The 17,569-nt window shown below is 43.1% G+C and carries 18 protein-coding genes; 9 read left to right on the top strand and 9 right to left on the bottom strand.

The window, feature by feature from the left end:
- Positions 1-29: 29 nt before the first annotated feature.
- Both DJ568_RS12930 and DJ568_RS12925 read right to left on the bottom strand, forming a co-directional pair.
- A complete protein-coding gene (locus tag DJ568_RS12930) occupies positions 30-2,306 on the bottom strand; it encodes a GH92 family glycosyl hydrolase (protein ID WP_114005712.1) in 2,277 nt (758 codons plus the stop codon).
- 124 nt (positions 2,307-2,430) lie between these two features.
- Complete coding sequence (locus DJ568_RS12925; protein ID WP_114005711.1) at positions 2,431-2,916, bottom strand: hypothetical protein; 486 nt, start codon at positions 2,914-2,916, stop codon at positions 2,431-2,433.
- A gap of 46 nt (positions 2,917-2,962) precedes the next feature.
- Here DJ568_RS12925 and DJ568_RS12920 point away from each other — a divergent pair, with 46 nt between their 5' ends.
- Positions 2,963-3,442, top strand: coding sequence for an ABC transporter ATPase (locus DJ568_RS12920; RefSeq protein WP_114005710.1), 480 nt, complete (start codon positions 2,963-2,965; stop codon positions 3,440-3,442).
- A 127-nt stretch (positions 3,443-3,569) separates the two neighbouring features.
- Positions 3,570-4,178, top strand: coding sequence for a YdeI/OmpD-associated family protein (locus tag DJ568_RS12915; protein WP_114005709.1), 609 nt, complete (start codon positions 3,570-3,572; stop codon positions 4,176-4,178).
- A gap of 120 nt (positions 4,179-4,298) precedes the next feature.
- On the opposite strand, the gene mtgA is transcribed toward DJ568_RS12915, so the two are convergent.
- The 4 genes from mtgA to rpsF all read right to left on the bottom strand — a co-directional run bounded on the left by mtgA (position 4,299) and on the right by rpsF (position 6,183).
- Positions 4,299-4,997 carry a monofunctional biosynthetic peptidoglycan transglycosylase gene (gene mtgA, locus DJ568_RS12910; RefSeq protein WP_114005708.1) on the bottom strand — a complete coding sequence of 233 codons (699 nt, stop codon included), beginning with the start codon at positions 4,995-4,997 and terminating at the stop codon, positions 4,299-4,301.
- A 98-nt stretch (positions 4,998-5,095) separates the two neighbouring features.
- A complete protein-coding gene (gene rplI, locus DJ568_RS12905) occupies positions 5,096-5,539 on the bottom strand; it encodes a 50S ribosomal protein L9 (RefSeq protein WP_114005707.1) in 444 nt (147 codons plus the stop codon).
- A gap of 15 nt (positions 5,540-5,554) precedes the next feature.
- Positions 5,555-5,818 (bottom strand): 30S ribosomal protein S18, encoded by a 264-nt coding sequence (rpsR, locus tag DJ568_RS12900; protein ID WP_114005706.1) that lies wholly within the window; start codon positions 5,816-5,818, stop codon positions 5,555-5,557.
- Positions 5,818-6,183, bottom strand: a complete 366-nt coding sequence (gene rpsF, locus DJ568_RS12895) for a 30S ribosomal protein S6 (RefSeq protein WP_114005705.1) — start codon at positions 6,181-6,183, stop codon at positions 5,818-5,820. Before rpsF ends, rpsR begins: the two co-directional genes overlap by 1 nt.
- Positions 6,184-6,648: 465 nt before the next feature.
- On the opposite strand from rpsF, the gene DJ568_RS12890 reads away from it, so the two are divergent.
- The 4 genes from DJ568_RS12890 to DJ568_RS12875 all read left to right on the top strand — a co-directional run bounded on the left by DJ568_RS12890 (position 6,649) and on the right by DJ568_RS12875 (position 9,807).
- On the top strand, positions 6,649-6,864 hold the full coding sequence (locus DJ568_RS12890) for a hypothetical protein (RefSeq protein ID WP_114005704.1): 216 nt from the start codon (positions 6,649-6,651) through the stop codon (positions 6,862-6,864).
- Between the two features lie 283 nt (positions 6,865-7,147).
- Positions 7,148-7,390 (top strand): hypothetical protein, encoded by a 243-nt coding sequence (locus DJ568_RS12885; protein ID WP_114005703.1) that lies wholly within the window; start codon positions 7,148-7,150, stop codon positions 7,388-7,390.
- Positions 7,391-7,515: 125 nt separating this feature from the next.
- Positions 7,516-7,908 carry a DUF1801 domain-containing protein gene (locus DJ568_RS12880; RefSeq protein ID WP_114005702.1) on the top strand — a complete coding sequence of 131 codons (393 nt, stop codon included), beginning with the start codon at positions 7,516-7,518 and terminating at the stop codon, positions 7,906-7,908.
- A gap of 90 nt (positions 7,909-7,998) precedes the next feature.
- On the top strand, positions 7,999-9,807 hold the full coding sequence (locus DJ568_RS12875; RefSeq protein ID WP_114005901.1) for a DNA polymerase III subunit gamma/tau: 1,809 nt from the start codon (positions 7,999-8,001) through the stop codon (positions 9,805-9,807).
- An 84-nt stretch (positions 9,808-9,891) separates the two neighbouring features.
- Here the strand turns inward: DJ568_RS12875 and DJ568_RS12870 are convergent, their stop codons facing one another.
- Positions 9,892-10,314, bottom strand: coding sequence for a hypothetical protein (locus DJ568_RS12870; protein WP_114005900.1), 423 nt, complete (start codon positions 10,312-10,314; stop codon positions 9,892-9,894).
- Between the two features lie 359 nt (positions 10,315-10,673).
- Here DJ568_RS12870 and DJ568_RS12865 point away from each other — a divergent pair, with 359 nt between their 5' ends.
- The 3 genes from DJ568_RS12865 (at position 10,674) to DJ568_RS12855 (ending at position 14,444) form a co-directional block, all read left to right on the top strand.
- Entirely contained in the window at positions 10,674-11,903 is a 1,230-nt protein-coding gene (locus DJ568_RS12865; protein ID WP_114005701.1) for an NADP-dependent isocitrate dehydrogenase, read from the top strand.
- A 128-nt stretch (positions 11,904-12,031) separates the two neighbouring features.
- The gene (locus DJ568_RS12860; RefSeq protein WP_114005700.1) at positions 12,032-13,375 is read left to right on the top strand and encodes an MORN repeat-containing protein; all 1,344 of its coding nucleotides are present in this window, start codon (positions 12,032-12,034) and stop codon (positions 13,373-13,375) included.
- 88 nt (positions 13,376-13,463) lie between these two features.
- Positions 13,464-14,444 (top strand): type I phosphomannose isomerase catalytic subunit, encoded by a 981-nt coding sequence (locus DJ568_RS12855; protein ID WP_114005699.1) that lies wholly within the window; start codon positions 13,464-13,466, stop codon positions 14,442-14,444.
- A 137-nt stretch (positions 14,445-14,581) separates the two neighbouring features.
- Here the strand turns inward: DJ568_RS12855 and DJ568_RS12850 are convergent, their stop codons facing one another.
- Both DJ568_RS12850 and fabG read right to left on the bottom strand, forming a co-directional pair.
- The gene (locus tag DJ568_RS12850; RefSeq protein ID WP_147238757.1) at positions 14,582-16,693 is read right to left on the bottom strand and encodes a vWA domain-containing protein; all 2,112 of its coding nucleotides are present in this window, start codon (positions 16,691-16,693) and stop codon (positions 14,582-14,584) included.
- 98 nt (positions 16,694-16,791) lie between these two features.
- Complete coding sequence (gene fabG, locus DJ568_RS12845) at positions 16,792-17,535, bottom strand: 3-oxoacyl-[acyl-carrier-protein] reductase (protein ID WP_114005697.1); 744 nt, start codon at positions 17,533-17,535, stop codon at positions 16,792-16,794.
- Positions 17,536-17,569: the final 34 nt, after the last annotated feature.

Here is a 17,569-nt window from a genome sequence, read left to right as displayed (position 1 = left end):
CATTTATTTTTTTTACAGCGTTACGTAGTTTATTTATTCAACATCTTCTCCGCTTCCAAATCGTTACCTGTGAACCAGTTTTTTACCGGTTTACCCGCCATTTCAAATTCCATGATACCACCACGGTATAAAAGCTCATGCGTTATCCATGTTTTTTTATACGGACGACCGTTAAGTTTAATTGACCTGACATATCTGTTTGCCATGCTTAAGTTGTTAGCCTTTACAACAAGCTGTTTCCCGCCTTGTAGATTTATGGTAGCCGAGCTAAGTGATGGAGTACCAATAGAATAAACGCCGCCGGCAGGATTTACGGGATACATACCCAGCGCGCTCCAAACATACCATGCCGACATTTGCCCGCAATCATCATTACCAGCCAAACCATCAGGTGTGTTGTTGTAAAGCCGTGTCATTATCTTATGTACAGTCTCCTGTGTTTTCCATGGCTGATCAGCATAGTTGTATAAATAGGCTATGTGATGGCTTGGCTCATTACCATGCGCGTACTGGCCTACCATGCCGGTAACGTCATATGGCTGTTCGCCGCTCATATCATTAACGGTTTCTTTCATGCTTAACAACGTATCCAGTTTAGCAGAAAATTTATCCCTGCCTCCCATCAACGTCATCAGGCCTCCTATATCATGCGGCACAAACCAACTATATTGCCAGGCATTGCCTTCGGTATAATCGCCGCCATAACGCATATGCAAAGGATCAAAGGGCGTTTTAAACTGACCGTTGAGCAGCTTTGCGCGTGCAAAGTTGATTTTGCTGTCGTACACGTTTTTATAATTAGCCGAGCGTTTCAAAAAGATATTATAATCATCCGTTTTGCCCATTTTTTTTGCCATCGCTGCTATGGTCCAGTCGTCATAGGCATACTCCATAGTTTTAGATGCGGCTTCGGGCTCCTTATCGATGGGGACATATCCTATCGTTTTGTAATACTCCATGCCCTCAAACGGTGCATTAGCTGAAGCTTTCATGGCCTCCAAAGCGAGTTCACTATCGAACCCTTTAAATCCTTTCAAATACGCGTCGGCAATCACCGGAACGGCGTGGTAACCAATCATCGTCCACGTTTCGTTTGCGTGGAATGACCATTTTGGCAACACCCTGTAAGCACTTTGCTTGTAATGCATAAGCATAGAAGTAATCATATCGTTAACTCTTTCCGGATACAGCAAAGTGAATAAAGGGTGCTCTGCACGGAAAGTATCCCACAGGGAAAATAAAGTGTAATTTAAAAAGTTACTGTCCTGGTGTATTTTATTATCCACTCCACGGTAGCGCCCATCAGCATCCATATAAATAGTTGGCGCAAGCATGGTATGATATAATGCCGTATAAAAAATCGTTTTGGTTTTATTATCAGCTTTTACGGCGGTTACTTTTGATAATTCCCTTTCCCATTTATCTTCAGCCTGTTTTTTTACCTTGTCGAAGTTCCAATGTGGTATCTCGGCGTCTAGGTTTGCCAGAGCGCCGTCGGCATCAACGGCCGAAAGGCCTACTTTAACCAATAGGGGCTTATCATGCTTTGTTGTATACCGAAAAACCGCTTTAACCTCGTCGCCCGAACCCTGAACAGGATGTGCAACAGATATCCTTTCCTGGAACTTCATCAAATTAAACTTGCTGAACGGACGCGAAAACCTAATGGCATAATACATATACCGCTCGGTAGCCAACGCTTTAGACAGGCGATAGCCCAAAACGGTTGAGTCGTTTACTACCTGTATAAATCCCCAGATGGTTTTACCTTTTTCACTGGTTACAACGTGCCCCATATCTAATATAACATAGCTGCTATCGGCATTGCGGGGAAAAGTGTATTTATGCAAGCCTGCACGCTCGGTAGCTGTAAGCTCAACATTTACATTGTGATCAAGCAAACGCACCTGGTAATATCCCGGGGAAGCCTTTTCGTCATCGTGGGAGAAACGTGAGCGATAGCCCGAACCGGGTATTTTTTCGTCGCCGCGTTCTGTCTTTACTGAGCCGGTAGCCGGCTGGAGCATTACATCACCCAAATCACCCACACCGGTACCGCTGATATGCGTGTTACTAAAGCCAATGATAGTGGGATTGTTATAGTAATAGCCTGCGCAGTGTTCCCACAGACCAAAGCCCGTATCAGGACCCGGTTGCACCATACCAAACGGCACAGTTGGGCCGGGATAAGTGTGTGCGGTACCGCCTGTCCCTATAATAGGATTAACATAATCAATTAAAGGCTTTTGCTGAGCTACGGTTACAGAAACAGCCGCGCTGAAGGCGAAGGTCAATATTTTTTTCATAAAAAGAATAGAGCAGATAGTGGTTTATGTCTAGCTCAAATATGAAAAAAATATTGCGAATAACAAGTTTGCTAACTAAATAATTAACCATACAGTACATAACTGTTGGTATGATAAACACAACTTAAAGCGTTTTCTTTTTAAAAAACAGCAAAGCACTGCGCAGGCTATCCAGGCGCTCGGGCTCCATGTTTTTTACATTGATGGTAAGTTCTGATGCCATCGTGTCTATATTGCCTTTACGGTCGTGATGAGTTTGTACAATAATGTCAGCATCGTCAGTGCGTAGCTTCAGTACGCCGCATTGAGCAGTTCCCAGGTAGTCCATGTCGTTAAATCGCTGCAAGTGGAATGAAAAGAACTCCTGCTTGCCATTAACGTAAGTTTTTTTCAACCTGATAAAAGCGTCTGGCGTGAGCACCAATTCCCACTTTTTCAATTTATCTGAGGGCAATACCGCAAAAGATTGAGTAAGGCATTTATTGCTCCAACTCAGTAATTCCTGCTCACCCGGGTCGAAGACATTAAAACCATAATTACATATACACACAATACATGCTAAAGCAATACATACGGACTTACTTAGGCTGGGCAGATGTGTTTTTGGCATGACAACAAAATACTGATCGAAGTTAAGAAATTAATAAATTTGCATTATGCATTTTTCTCCACAATCAAGGGTTTGGATATACCAGGCAAACAGACAACTAACCGAAGCCGAATTACCCAGGTTGCAGGCAGCCCTGGACAATTTTGTGCAGACATGGACAGCCCACAATAACCAGCTCAAGGCCAAGGCCGAAATCCGTTACAACCGGTTTTTGATTTTGATTGTTGACGAAGCTCAAGCCGGCGCAAGCGGCTGCTCAATTGATAAGTCCGTACGATTTATGGAACAGCTGGAACAGCAGTTCGGCATTAGCCTGTTCGACAGGTTTAACCTGGCTTACCGTAAGGGCGATGAGATCCTGTCTGTACCGCGCCATGATTTTGAAGAACTGATAAAGCAAGGCATAATTACCAAAGACACTATTGTATTTAATAACCTGGTGCAAAATGTGGCTGAGCTGGAAACCAAGTGGGAAGTGCCTTTTAAGGAGAGCTGGCATATCCAATTGTTTGCGTCATTGGTGTAGAAGCTTCACCTAAATTCTCGCCACAGCATAGAACTTGATAAAACCGATACCCCCGTGTCCGAAGGCGAGGGCTGTGGCAAGGCAAAATGTCTATTGACCAGCGACCGATGACTGCTTATATTGCATTATGGAAAAGTTTGATAACCGTGTCGATTTATACATCGCCAGATCTGCAGATTTCGCTAAACCGATTTTAATACACCTGCGGGAGTTGGTACACCGTGCGTGTCCGGAAATTACAGAGACCATAAAATGGAGCTCCCCCTTTTTTGACTATAAAGGACCGGTGTGTCAAATGGCCGCTTTTAAACAGCACTGTTCATTTGGGTTTTGGAATGCCGCTAAGCTTACTGATCCGCATAAAGTATTGAATACCGAAATCGCAGCGGCAGGTAATTTTGGCCGGCTTACCAGCCTTGCAGATCTGCCTGAAGATGACATACTTGTGCAATACATACAGGAAGCTTTTGACTTGAACGATAAGACAGAAAAAACACCGGGAAGAAAGAGCAACACCGCAGAAAAACAAGAATTGGTGATACCCGATTATATTACCCTGGTACTTAGTGAAGATATTAACGCTATGACCAATTTTGAAAACTTTAGCCCCTCAAAGAAAAAAGAATATGTAGATTGGATAACCGACGCTAAGACCGATGCTACACGCGATAAACGGTTAGCTATTGCGCTGGAATGGATAAGTGAGGGAAAATCACGGCATTGGAAGTATAAGTAATTTATTGAATGAGTAATTAACCTTTAACATTACTTACGCGCCACTATTTGGCAAAGAAAATGGCCGGGCACAACTGTTAAAAAGAGAACTTACGACAAATCCTATAATCATAAACCGGGCTCAAAAATCCAGCGGCCCCATTCGCCGCATATTCATCCGTATCAAATACTGGCGGTGCCGTACGTACCTGCTGGGCTTAGTGACCGACCAATGCAACGGATTAGGAAATATAGAAGCAATAGCAGCTGCTTCGCGCCTGGTAAGTTGCAATGCCGGTTTTCCGAAATATGCTTGCGCCGCGGCTTCAGCCCCATAAATACCATCGCCCATTTCTATCACGTTTAAATACACTTCCATTACACGCTGCTTGCTCCAAAACGTTTCTATTAATATGGTAAACCATGCCTCAAGCCCCTTGCGCAGCCATGAGCGACCCGACCACAGGAAGACATTTTTAGCCGTTTGCTGGGTGATGGTACTACCGCCTATCACTTTTTTTCTCTTTTTATTTTTCTCGTTCTTTTTTATGGCCCGCTCTATTGCTTTAAAGTCAAAACCATGGTGCTCCATAAAGCGCTGGTCTTCTGCGGCGACGGCCGCACGTTTCATATTGTCAGATATTTCATCAAAATCCTTCCAGTCCTTGTCTATCTTCCATTCCTTACCATCAGCCTTGCGGTCAAACGCCCGGCCTATCATCAGCCAGGTAACCGGCGGATTGATAAAGCGATATACCAGTACGCCAAAAAGGCTCACAAACACAAAAAAAATGAATGCCAGCTTAAACGCCCGGAAGATGAGTTTAAAAATACCCTTCATGCAAACAAAAATACAAAACAAAAGGTGTTTGGTTTCACCAAACACCTTTAAGTATATTATTCAAAGCCCTCTCTTTACAGGAGGGTTTGGGTGGCTAATTACTCAGCAACCACTGAGAAAGGAACCTGTACTTTTACCTCTTTGTGCAGGTTTAAAATTGCGGTGTAATCACCAACAAATTTAGGCTCCTGGTCAAAAGTGATACGACGACGGTCAACTTCAAAACCTTCTTTTTTAAGCGCATCAGCAACTTGTATAGTATTGATAGCGCCAAATATTTTACCGGTTTCGCCTGCTTTAGCGCCAATGGTAAGTTTTACACCTTCCAGTTTAGCGGCAACAGCGTCAGCGTCTTTGCGTATTTTCTCTTGTTTAAACTGAGCTTGTTTTAGGTTTTCAGCTAAAACTTTGCGTGCAGATTCGGTAGCCAGTATACCATAACCCTTAGGGATAAGGAAATTACGGCCGTAACCAGCTTTAACGCTTACTACATCGTCTTTATCGCCCAGGTTTTTTACGTCTTGTTTTAAAATAATGTCCATGCTTTTTACCTCCTATTATTTTAATGAATCTGTAACATAAGGTAATAAACCAATGTGGCGCGCACGCTTAACGGCTTGTGCCACTTTACGCTGAAACTTTAATGAAGTACCGGTTAAACGGCGGGGTAATACTTTACCTTGCTCATTAACAAACTTTAATAAAAAGTTAGCGTCTTTGTAGTCGATATACTTAATACCGTTCTTTTTAAAACGGCAGTATTTTTTACGGTTATCCTCCACTTTGGGGGCAGTAACGTATTTAATCTGATCGTTTGCCATCAGCTTGCAGCCTCCTCAGTTTTAGTTTTCTTTTGATTGAAAGCGCCGCTGCGTTTTTTCTCATTATAAGCAATGGCGTGTTTATCCAATGCGATAGTCAGGAAACGCAAAACGCGCTCATCACGTCTGAACTGGATCTCCAACTTGTTAATTAATTCACCCGGAGCCCTGTATTCAGTTAAGTGATAATACCCTGTAGTTTTCTTTTGAATAGGGTACGCTAATTTCTTCAAACCCCAATTATCCTCCTGGACAATTTCGGCTCCGCCATCAGTAAGCAATTTGCTGAAAGAAGCTATCACTTCTTTAGCAGTTTCTTCTGATAACAACGGGGTAAGAACGATGACTGTTTCGTACTGTTGCATTATTATACTTTGATTTTTAATTATTTACCCGCTATAAACGGGGACGCAAATGTAAGAAGATTTTTTAAGTTGTCAAATAGGTAGTTGAAGTTTGTTAAGCGGGTAGTTAATGACTTTTAATGCTATACTCTAATGATTTTAAAATTCTCGGATAATATTGTCTTTATGCCCCCTGTGTAAAACTTCTGTGTCTTTTTCGGTGAATTTTTACGACAGAGTATGCAGAGATTTTACGCAGAGGACACAAAGATTTATAATCAAATTTATTCTCTCAGGTGGAGATCATGATTCGAAAAGTCGATGCAGCAGTTCTTCGGTTACGACAGCCCCGTTTAACCCTGATACGCCTGCAAGCATTATGCGTAGGCCGGTATCCGCTGCAACCGGGTTTATGTAGGTCGGCTTGCATTATTATTTGCTGATCGTACTTTTTTGCAATAAGTTTGATTCCTTATCGCTTTACAAATGGAAAACTCCTTTACCGAAATAATGGCCAAACAATCAGATGCCAAACTAATTGAAATAATAAACAGCCCCGATGGAGAATACCAGCTTACTGCACTGGAGGCAGCCAAAAATGAACTTAACAGCCGTAATTTATCAACTGATCAGGTTTTTTTGCCGAACAGTATGTCAAACAAAAAAACGAACAGGAAAATAAGAATGCAAACCAACCTTTAGGGATAGGGTTTAAAATCCTGTCGCTGCTTCTCCCCGGTTTTATGCCGCTGGTAATTTCGGGTAATTTAAAGCCGGCGGATATCATCGTAAAGCCCGCGAAGTGGTTAGATGGACATTATATGGCTTTGCATTTTATATTATCGTTATAGTAACATTAAGCTGGTTTTAGCCCAACTGACTTACCTATAACAGATGTTAATATCCCCCAAATGTGGATAAACGCATTGCCAGCCGGCCCAAACAACCCCTGCTTGCAGCTGTTTATAATTAAAAACAAACAGCTATGCAATTCTTATTTGACCTTAGAGAAACGCCTGCCGATGAGCAGACCCCTCAACATAAAAACGATCCAAATCCCGGCAACAACTACCAACCCGTTGAAGGCAACCTTGGTGACGAGGATGATGAAGATTTTGACGATCTTGCTGAAGCTCGCGAGGATATGCAAAATGTGGCCGAAGGAGCCAATTTAGACGAGCCTTTACCGGAAGATGATGACCATTTGCCGGACGATGATCTGCAATAATAAGAGTAATAGGTGCGGTGGCAGTTGCGGTAAGTATTTCTACCGATATACCCGTTGCAACTGCTATCGCTTTACTTACCTCTTTATTTGGTTATTAGGCGACGCTCATTTAACTTCGGCTTTTAATGGCAGCAGAAACAATTACCGCATACAACCAATCGCTGACTCCCGCCGACCGCGAAATAGCTGAGTTACTAAAAACCGAAATTGAGGTTCATTTACCGGACGCCGAGTCAAAAATATGGCATGCCCACCCTGTTTGGTTTTTAGATGGCAATCCTGTAACAGGATACAGTAAATTAAAAGACAGTGTGCGGCTCCTGTTTTGGAGCGGCCAATCGTTTAACGAGCCAGATTTACAAAAAGAAGGCAAGTTCAAAGCCGCCGAAGTACGCTATACCCACGCCGGTCAGATAGATGTAGTACGGTTGAAAAGATGGCTAGAAAAAGCGCGGGAAATTCAATGGGATTATAAGAATATTGTGAAGCGCAGGGGCGTATTGGAAAGGTTGAAGTAAAGCTATAAACAGTGAACTGGTGCTACGGTCACTGTTACTATTTATACACACCCCTTTAACATTCCCGATGTTCTTGCTATCTTTATGCCTGTGGATAATTTTATTGTTTCGGCACGCAAATATCGCCCGGCTACTTTTGATACGGTTGTTGGTCAGCAACATATAACCAACACGCTTAAAAACGCCATTAAAAATAACCAGTTGGCGCAGGCGTTTTTATTTTGCGGACCGCGCGGTGTTGGTAAAACCACATGTGCACGTATCCTGGCAAAGACCATAAACTGCCAAAATTTGCAGCCCAACGGCGAAGCCTGCGGCACCTGCGATTCATGCAAATCATTCCTTAACGGTAACTCCTTTAATATCCACGAGCTCGATGCGGCCTCAAACAATTCTGTTGATGATATCCGCAGCCTCATTGAGCAGGTACGCATACCGCCACAAGGTGTAAAATACAAGGTGTATATTATTGATGAGGTGCATATGCTGTCGCAGGCAGCTTTTAACGCGTTTCTGAAAACCCTCGAAGAACCTCCTAATTATGCCATATTTATATTAGCTACTACCGAAAAACATAAAATATTACCTACCATACTGTCGCGTTGCCAGATATTTGACTTTAATCGTATCCGGGTTGAGGACATGGCCGCTCACCTGGCTTCAATAGCTGTTAAAGAAAATGTAACTTACGAAAACGATGGCTTGCACATCATTGCCCAAAAGGCAGATGGCGGCTTGCGCGACGCGTTGTCCATGTTTGACCAGATAGTAAGTTTTTCTGGGAGTAAGGTCACTTATAATTCGGTAATACAAAATCTTAACATACTTGATTACGATTACTATTTTAATTTAACCGATAGCCTGCTGCAGGAAAACAGCGCGAAAACGCTTTTATTATTTGATGAGATACTGGCCAAGGGTTTTGACGGTGCACACTTTATTACCGGGTTATGTGAGCACTTCCGCAACCTCCTTGTCGGCAAAGATCAGGCTACTTTAAAACTATTAGAAGTAAGCGAAGGCATTAGGGCTAAATATCTGCAGCAATCGCAAGCCGCGTCAGTTTCCTTTTTGTTGTCGGCACTAAATATTGCTAACCAGTGCGAGCTTAATTACAAACTAAGCAAAAACCAGCGGTTGCAAGTTGAACTGGCTTTATTAAAAATGTGTCATTTAGGTGCTGTTTTTAATGCCGCTAGCGCACCAGCCACCCCGCTCCCAGCCCAGGAGCAAAAAAAAAAACCTGATACCCCGGTAACGGCCCGCCCCGCACCGGTAGCAATTTCGCCAGGCATCGTTAGCGATGTTGCCGTGGTTGACGACACTCCTTTAACCTATACGCCCAACCCCCCAACGCCCGAGCCTGTAAAAACAACGGTTAGTAATGCCCCGGCCGCGGTTGAAAAGCCAAAGGTATTTATCCCTAACCTCCATTCGCCATCTACGTCAGTAAAAATCCCATCGCTCAGTAATATGGGAGCCATAGAGGATATCGCTTTGGAAGAGGAAGACCCTTATTTAAAAGGGACCGACAAGGAGGCGTTTAGCAATGAAGCGTTGCTGCATTACTGGAATATCCATGCGGTTAAGGTAAAGGAGGAACGAAAGCCGACGCTAATAACCATTTTTGCCAATAAACCGGTGATGATTAATCCTGTACAATACGAAATCGTTGTAGAGAACAAAGTACAGGAAGCAGCCTTTAGGGAGGAAAAGCCAACGCTGATGAACTTTCTGCGCACCAGCCTTAAAAACTTCGACCTGGAGATTACTACGCGAATAGACGAAGTAGTAAGCAGCCGTAAGCCTTACGGTGCCAAAGAGATTTTTCAGCATATGGCGGCAAAAAATCCCGGCATTATCGAACTGAGAAATAAGCTAAACCTGGAGCTGGATTGAGCGATAGCGGCGCACTCTCTTTATAAAGTCTTTTTATATTAAAGGTGGCACCGCTATCGCTTAAGCACTGAAGTCTCTTACTTACTATGCCAAATCATTTTTCGGATAACCCTCTTCATCCAGGTCGTCCCTGTCGTCTTCCGGTGTGCGTGAAATCAACTCGTCTGCAGGATCAACCTCTACTATCTGCCCACTATCAATATGCATAGCCAACTGGTCAACGTCTGTCTCCAGGTTTTCATTCGGGATATACTCATCCACAGCATAAGGATTGGCTTCATCGTAACTTGAATCAAAATCTGCCCCATTTTTTACCGAAGTATTGTATGGATCAGGATGATCATAATCAGGGTCTTCACTCTCTACATCAAGCTCAAAACTATCATCCTCTTCGCTATATTTCAGGTCTTCCTTATCGGGCACAATGTCCTGTTCCTCGTTTAAAAAATCATTGTCGTTGTCCACACTCTCATCATCAGAGCCCGGATATTTTTGTAAATCGTTCATAGGTTTTAATTTTATAATGAGGATATAGAAAAAACCCTGCCAAAAAACGTTGCTTTTTACCTTTTTCATAAGATATTCAGGAATGCGCTTTTTATTGTTTGCCGGGTAAGTGCGCAACTCTAAAGCTCAAGGGGAATTACCGTTTACGTGATATATCTGCCGCCGTGCGAACTCTAAAAACCGTCCAGATTTTCGTGCATCATAAAGTGCAGTAGCTGACCAGACACATTACGTTGGATAATGGATAGAATCATCATTAAACCTTTAGACGAATTATAAATGAAAATTGGATTTATTTAAACATCATAAGCTCAATTTTATATATTTGCGACCATTAAAAATTACAATAACAGGAACTTATGTCGAAAATAAAAGTAGCTAATCCGGTAGTAGAACTGGACGGCGATGAAATGACCCGCATTATCTGGAAGTTTATTAAGGACAAACTGATACTACAATATCTTGACCTTGATATTAAGTACTATGACCTTGGTATTGAGTACCGCGATGAAACGAACGACCAGGTAACTATTGACGCTGCCAACGCCATTAAGCAATACGGCGTGGGGATTAAATGCGCTACTATTACGCCCGACGAAGAACGCGTTAAAGAATTTGGGCTGAAGCAAATGTGGAAGTCGCCAAACGGCACCATTCGTAATATACTTGATGGCACTGTTTTCCGTGAGCCTATTGTAATGTCAAACGTACCGCGTTTGGTACCTAACTGGACCGCGCCTATCTGCATCGGCCGTCACGCCTTCGGCGACCAATACCGCGCTACAGATTTTGTTACGAAAGGCAAAGGCAAGCTTACCGTAACTTTCACTCCCGAAGATGGCGGCGCCGAACAGTCTTTTGAAGTATTTAACTTTAAAGGCGACGGTGTAGCATTAACCATGTACAATACCGACGAATCAATAAAAGGCTTTGCGCACGCTTGCTTTAACCAGGCGCTTATGAAAGGCTGGCCTTTATACCTGTCTACAAAAAACACCATCCTAAAAAAATACGACGGCCGTTTTAAAGACATCTTTGAAGAAATATATCAAAACGATTATAAAGCAAAATTTGCTGAAGCAGGTATCACTTATGAGCACCGCTTAATTGACGACATGGTTGCATCAGCCCTTAAATGGAACGGCAACTTTGTTTGGGCTTGTAAAAACTATGATGGCGACGTGCAATCAGACACCGTAGCGCAAGGCTTCGGTTCGTTAGGTTTGATGACCAGTACTTTGGTTACGCCGGACGGCACCGTTATGGAAGCAGAGGCTGCACACGGTACGGTAACCCGTCACTACCGCGAGCATCAAAAGGGCAACCCTACTTCAACCAACCCTATCGCGTCTATCTTCGCATGGACACGCGGTTTGGAGTTCCGTGGTATACTAGATAATAACCAGGAGCTGATTGATTTTTGCAAAACTCTGGAGCAAGTATGTATTGAAACCGTTGAAAGCGGTAAAATGACCAAAGATTTGGCTATTACCATTAAACCCAAAGTTGAGCATGGTACTGACTACCTGTACACCGAGGAGTTTTTAGCTGCGATTGATGAGAATTTGAAAGCGAAATTGGGTAAGTAATTATATTTTAAAATGTTTGAAGCCTTTGCCCAACGGCAAAGGCTTTTTTTTTGAGCTATTTTGATTTAAGACTTTTTAACATTTAACGTGATGGCGATTGAGTAATTTTACTGTTCAAAAACCATCATATGATCAAAACCCTTATCCTTTGTTTATCTCTGAGCATATCTTCTTATTCTGTTGCACAAAACGGCAAGTACACTAACGATGTGCGTACGGGCTGTAAATTGTGGACTGATAATTTTTCTGAAAATGAAACGATGAACTGGGCGGGCCCTTGCCTTAACGGTTATGCAAACGGCAATGGTAGCATAACCTGGCATCAAAACAATAAAAAAATAGCCGTATATAGGGGCAATGTAAGGGCAGGTAAAATAAACGGCGCCGGCAAACTTATTATTTATGGCTATGCAATCTTTAAAGGTAATTTTGTTAACGGTGCACTAAACGGTTTAGGCGCGGCATATTTTAACAACGGCGGAAAAACCGTTGGAAATTTTTCAAATGGCAACTTCTTAAACCTGGATGCACCGTATCTGAAACTGCTGAAGAAAGAGGACGTTGCATTGATTGATAGCACCGGCATTTACGGAAATGATGATAATAGTACCGGATTGTTTTATTACCTTTTAAAACCACGACTTGCGAAGGGAGCAATTATATTGCTTCCGTCAACAGGCGAAACTGCCGAGAATGTGATCAGTTGCAACAAAAAGCTGATGCAACTAGCTTATAACAACAATATCGCCACCGCTGTATTGAGCGTCAACTTCAATAAAAGCCTGGAGAGTGACAAGCAAACCATTGATTTCCTTGAAACGGTTTTCAACCGTCTCGTAGAAAAGCATAAACTACCTAAAAATAAGTTTATACTTAGCGGACTTTCCCTGGGTGGTTGTAATGCACTCCGGTACACCGAAATGTCGCGCGATAGCACGTATAATACTTATTTGAAACCATTGGCGGTAATCGGTATAGACCCGCCCGTAGATATGGCTGATTTGTATAACAACGCCAAAGAGCAAATAATAGAATATGAAAAAGAAGGCAGCGCGCTGAGTGAAAGTAAAAAAGCTGCTTTGAACGAGTGCTATTTTCTTATTGAAGAATTCCACAAGCAATACGGGGGTTCACCTATTGAGCATCCGCAAAATTACATCGGGGGATCACAATTTTCACGCAACCAAACGGATGGCGGAAATGCGAAACATTTACTGCAGTTGCCTGTAAGACTTTACTGCGATCCGGATATACTTTGGCAACTAAAGTACAAAGGGCGTGATTATTACCACATGAACGCCGCAAATCTGTCATCAATGATAAACTTCCTTACAAAAAAAGGCAACAAGCAGGCAGAATTTATTCCTGCCATAGGCAAAGGGTTTAGGGTAGATGGTACCCGTCACCCGCATTCGTGGTCGGTAGTTGACGCTGAAGGTTGCGTAAAATGGATCAGAAGTTTAATTAAATAGCTGCCAGGCGTTACCGCTATCTAAAACAATTCAGCATTTTCCTGTTTCAATAATTACTGATACATTTGCGCAAAATTTAACAACCATTATGTCAACATTATATCCTCTGAAATTCAAGACCATTTATAAAGACAAAATCTGGGGTGGTCAGAAAATCAAGACCTATTTAAATAAAGACTTTGGCGATTTGCCTAACTGCGGCGAAACCTGGGAAATATCAGGTGTACCGTCGGATGTATCGGTAGTAGCAAACGGTGAGCTGCAGGGTAAATCATTACCCTCCCTTATTGGTGAATTCAAAGGTGAATTGGTTGGTGAAAAAGTATACAGCCGCTTTGGCGATACCTTTCCGTTATTGGTAAAATTTATTGACGCAAACGAAGATCTTTCTATACAGGTACATCCGGATGACAAACTGGCCAAAGAACGCCATAACTCATTTGGTAAAACCGAAATGTGGTATATTATACAGGCTGATGAAGGCTCGTCATTAATTACAGGCTTTAACCAGGAAGTAAGTGAGGAAATATATCTTGAAAAATTTAATAGCGGCAACTTAACAGATATCCTGAATCGTGAAGATGTTAAATCGGGCGATATTTTCTTTCTACCTGCAGGACGAGTGCATACTATTGGCGCTGGTTTACTGATTGCCGAAATACAGCAAACTTCAGATATTACTTATAGAATTTATGATTTTGACCGCGTAGACGACAAAGGCAATAAACGCGAACTGCATACTGAAGAGGCTTTGGCAGCTATTGACTATAAGTTTTATCCTGAATATAAAACCAACTATCCGCATACAAAAAATGAAGCGGTTGAGGCGGTAACCTGCCAATACTTCACCACTAATGTGCTTGATTATACTGAAAATACCGTCCGGGATTATAGCAGCATTGATTCGTTTGTAATACACGTTTGTGTTGAAGGCGCTTATACACTTAAGTACAACGGTGGCGAATTAGCCGTAAAACAAGGCGAAAGCATCCTGGTGCCTAACAGTGTGAACGATGTGGAATTGGTTAGTGAGAGTGGATTTAAAATATTAGAGAGCTTTGTAGGATAATACACCTGCAAATTGCATCAATAGCGATGGGGTTAAACTCATCGCTATTTTTTTTAAATGTTCTTTAGTTTCTCATTCATAACAACATCTTACATTCCAACAGCTTTTATTGCTAGCATTTTAACATCCTATACTTACTACACCTCGCCTTCTCTTTTTCTCAAAAACCACTCGGCACTTAACAGTATAAGGATCATCCCGAACACCCATTTAATATCCACCAAATCGCTATACCGCTTATCTTCATAAACCACGGTTTTAATATTGTCGTTTTTACGAATAAGGTCCGCCAGCTTGCTCACCTCGACCGGCAATAGCATAGCTCCTCCGCTTTGCCGAGCTATATCGCGCAGCAAGCCGTGGTTTGCTGCAGTTTGCCGTTCTTCCATGTTCAGTGGCTTCACAGTAAATATGCCGGTGGCAGTAAATACCTTTTGGCCAAGTTTTGTAGCTGCCTTATAAGTGTACTCACCTACGGGCAAAGCGGCTGCCTCAAGTGTGTAGGCCCGGTTGGTACGAGTAAACAGGTAGTTGTACCGCTTGCCAGCCTGGCTCTGCAATTCCAATTTAATATCCGGCGTGTTTACCTGTTGCAATGCGTCGTTATACAACTCAGCATTAAGCACTACATTTTCGCCCTCGTCAAAAACCGCCCTGTTTGTGTAAACCCTGAATTGCTCCTTGCCGGCGTTGGCTGTTAAATATTGCACGGTTTGGCCCATCAACTCATTAATTGCGGTGTGACTGCCGTAAGTATTAAATTCCGCCAGTTGCCATCGCCACAACCCCTCGCCCATAAGTACCGCCATCCGCCTTTTATCACTATCATTAAACGCCAGCAGTGGGTAGGATGTAGGTACGCTGCCTATTTTTTGTTTCAGCAAAATAGATGTTGAGGCACCTGTGCTGTATGTACCAAATGGTGCCTGCAAGGGAGGCATTTTTGTAAGCTTGTCACGTGTAGAATCAGACAACGTAAACGCAGGGAAGTCTGCCGCCGGCAAAGCAAATACTTCCTGCACATTACCGGTACTGCTGCTAACAGCCGAAACTTTTTGTACACTGTTAAAAGCGCCTAAATCAGTTTGCGCGCCAACGGTATACCATACCGGCACCCTGGCACTATTAAGAAATTTTTTGAGCGTTGCAGAACTATTACCGCTGGTTTGGTACAATATAATTAAGCCGTAATCGCCAAGTTTAAGTGTACTTACATCATTTACGGTAACGGTTTTTACCTCGTAATTGCGGTTGCTCTGTATCGCGCTCCGTAACACGCCAATATCAGGGTGAACATGCTCATAAACCAGCAGCGTTTTTTGGCGGGCGTCTAACACCTCCACATAGATTGTTTCGCTATTGTTAGCGGTTGTTAATTCATTAGCTACCGGCGATATGCTTATGGTAAACTTGCGCAGCCCTTTTTTACCGGCCGTCAGCCTTACAGGCAATAGCTTCCTGAAATTGTTATCGGTAATGGCTATGGTTTGCGTGTGCACCTGTCGGCCATCCTCGGCCAGGTTTACCCGCATGCGCTCACCATTGCTTTGATATGCCTCGGCGAGTATCTCCACCATAAAGTCGTTCCCCAGGAAGGCGGTTTTATTGTAGTTAACGTTTGCAATAAGCAAATCACGGCGGGGTGTAGTATCACCCAGGGCAACGGTATAAAAAGGTGATTTAATATCTCGTGCCTCATATTGCGGATCGGCGCCCCGGTTATACAGGCCATCGGTAGCCAAAACAACAGCGCCGATATTACGATTGGCAAAGCGCTCGTTAAGCTGTTTTAAAGCAGCAGAAATATCGGTTTTACGGCCATCAAATTTATCCAACAGGCCATCTCTCAATCCGCTGTCAAAGTGAAACTCCCGAACTTCGTATTCCTCACCCAGATCAGCTTTCAGCTTTTTAAGAGAATTAACAAAGCTTTTTAGTACATCCTGTGGCGGGAGGTTTGGGGTGAGGCTTACAGACCTTGAATTATCCTGCAACACCAACACCAGCGGTTTCTCCGGCTTATAACGTACTGACTTTACTAACGGCGACAACAGCAGCAATGTTATAATGAACACAGCTACTGCTCTTAAGACGAACAACGCGTACCTGAAATTTTTACTTAAATTAATGGGCTGACGGTACATTACCCACCCGTACAGCAGTGCGGCAACAACGCAAGCCGGCAGCCACCACGCCGAAACAGAACCCCATGTTATATTAAACAAAAACAGCATACCAGGTAAACCCAAATATGCTGTTTTTTATTTTATCGATCCCGTATTGCTCCGCCCAATTATCAAATAGATTCTTCGCTACCGCTCAGAAGGACGATTTTTATGGCTTCCGTTTACAACATCCCCCCATCAACCGGTATAACCTGCCCGGTAATATACGCGGCCATATCTGAGGCCAGGAAAACGCAGGCATTAGCAACGTCCTCAGTTTCGCCGGCGCGTTTAAGAGGTATTGACGCGGCCCAGCCTTCAACAACTTTAGGATCAAGCACATCTGTCATTTCGGTGCGGATAAAACCGGGTGCAACCACATTGGTACGGATATTACGCGAACCCAATTCTTTAGCTACAGATTTTGAGAATCCTATGATACCTGCCTTTGAGGCTGCATAGTTTGACTGACCGGCATTACCTTGCACACCTACTACCGAGCTCATGTTAATGAACACGCCCGCGCGGTTTTTCATCATTATTTTTGATGCGGCCTTGGTTACATTGAAAATAGATTTCAGGTTTACGTCAAGCACTTCGTCCCATTGCTCTTCAGTCATACGCATCAGCAGGCCGTCTTTGGTGATGCCGGCATTGTTCACTACAATATCTAGCGTACCAAAATCAGCAACAATATTATTAATGAGTTTTTCAGCTTCGTCAAACTTCGACGCATCACTGCGGTAACCTTTTACCTGCGTGCCATGACCCTGCAATTCCTGCTCAAGCGCCTGACCTTTTTCAACAGACGACAAATATGTGAATGCTACTTTAGCGCCGTGTTCGGCAAATTTCTCCGCTATTTTACGGCCTATACCTTTTGATGCGCCGGTGATAAGCGCGGTTTTTCCTTCTAATAATTTCATTGCAATTGTGAGTTGATCTACAAAAGCGAAGGTA

The organism is Mucilaginibacter hurinus (assembly GCF_003324525.1).
In the GTDB taxonomy this organism is placed as follows: domain Bacteria; phylum Bacteroidota; class Bacteroidia; order Sphingobacteriales; family Sphingobacteriaceae; genus Mucilaginibacter; species Mucilaginibacter hurinus.
Note: the sequence above shows the minus strand (reverse complement) of the source record. Positions and strands in the feature narration are given on the sequence as shown.

What these genes read in the sequence shown, in the direction of transcription:
- DJ568_RS12930 (WP_114005712.1), bottom strand. Translation starts at nt 2,306, where the DNA reads ATGAAAAAAATATTGACCTTCGCCTTCAGCGCGGCTGTTTCTGTAACC.
- DJ568_RS12925 (WP_114005711.1), bottom strand. Translation starts at nt 2,916, where the DNA reads ATGCCAAAAACACATCTGCCCAGCCTAAGTAAGTCCGTATGTATTGCT.
- DJ568_RS12920 (WP_114005710.1), top strand. Translation starts at nt 2,963, where the DNA reads ATGCATTTTTCTCCACAATCAAGGGTTTGGATATACCAGGCAAACAGA.
- DJ568_RS12915 (WP_114005709.1), top strand. Translation starts at nt 3,570, where the DNA reads ATGGAAAAGTTTGATAACCGTGTCGATTTATACATCGCCAGATCTGCA.
- mtgA (WP_114005708.1), bottom strand. Translation starts at nt 4,997, where the DNA reads ATGAAGGGTATTTTTAAACTCATCTTCCGGGCGTTTAAGCTGGCATTC.
- rplI (WP_114005707.1), bottom strand. Translation starts at nt 5,539, where the DNA reads ATGGACATTATTTTAAAACAAGACGTAAAAAACCTGGGCGATAAAGAC.
- rpsR (WP_114005706.1), bottom strand. Translation starts at nt 5,818, where the DNA reads ATGGCAAACGATCAGATTAAATACGTTACTGCCCCCAAAGTGGAGGAT.
- rpsF (WP_114005705.1), bottom strand. Translation starts at nt 6,183, where the DNA reads ATGCAACAGTACGAAACAGTCATCGTTCTTACCCCGTTGTTATCAGAA.
- DJ568_RS12890 (WP_114005704.1), top strand. Translation starts at nt 6,649, where the DNA reads ATGGAAAACTCCTTTACCGAAATAATGGCCAAACAATCAGATGCCAAA.
- DJ568_RS12885 (WP_114005703.1), top strand. Translation starts at nt 7,148, where the DNA reads ATGCAATTCTTATTTGACCTTAGAGAAACGCCTGCCGATGAGCAGACC.
- DJ568_RS12880 (WP_114005702.1), top strand. Translation starts at nt 7,516, where the DNA reads ATGGCAGCAGAAACAATTACCGCATACAACCAATCGCTGACTCCCGCC.
- DJ568_RS12870 (WP_114005900.1), bottom strand. Translation starts at nt 10,314, where the DNA reads ATGAACGATTTACAAAAATATCCGGGCTCTGATGATGAGAGTGTGGAC.
- DJ568_RS12865 (WP_114005701.1), top strand. Translation starts at nt 10,674, where the DNA reads ATGTCGAAAATAAAAGTAGCTAATCCGGTAGTAGAACTGGACGGCGAT.
- DJ568_RS12860 (WP_114005700.1), top strand. Translation starts at nt 12,032, where the DNA reads ATGATCAAAACCCTTATCCTTTGTTTATCTCTGAGCATATCTTCTTAT.
- DJ568_RS12855 (WP_114005699.1), top strand. Translation starts at nt 13,464, where the DNA reads ATGTCAACATTATATCCTCTGAAATTCAAGACCATTTATAAAGACAAA.
- fabG (WP_114005697.1), bottom strand. Translation starts at nt 17,535, where the DNA reads ATGAAATTATTAGAAGGAAAAACCGCGCTTATCACCGGCGCATCAAAA.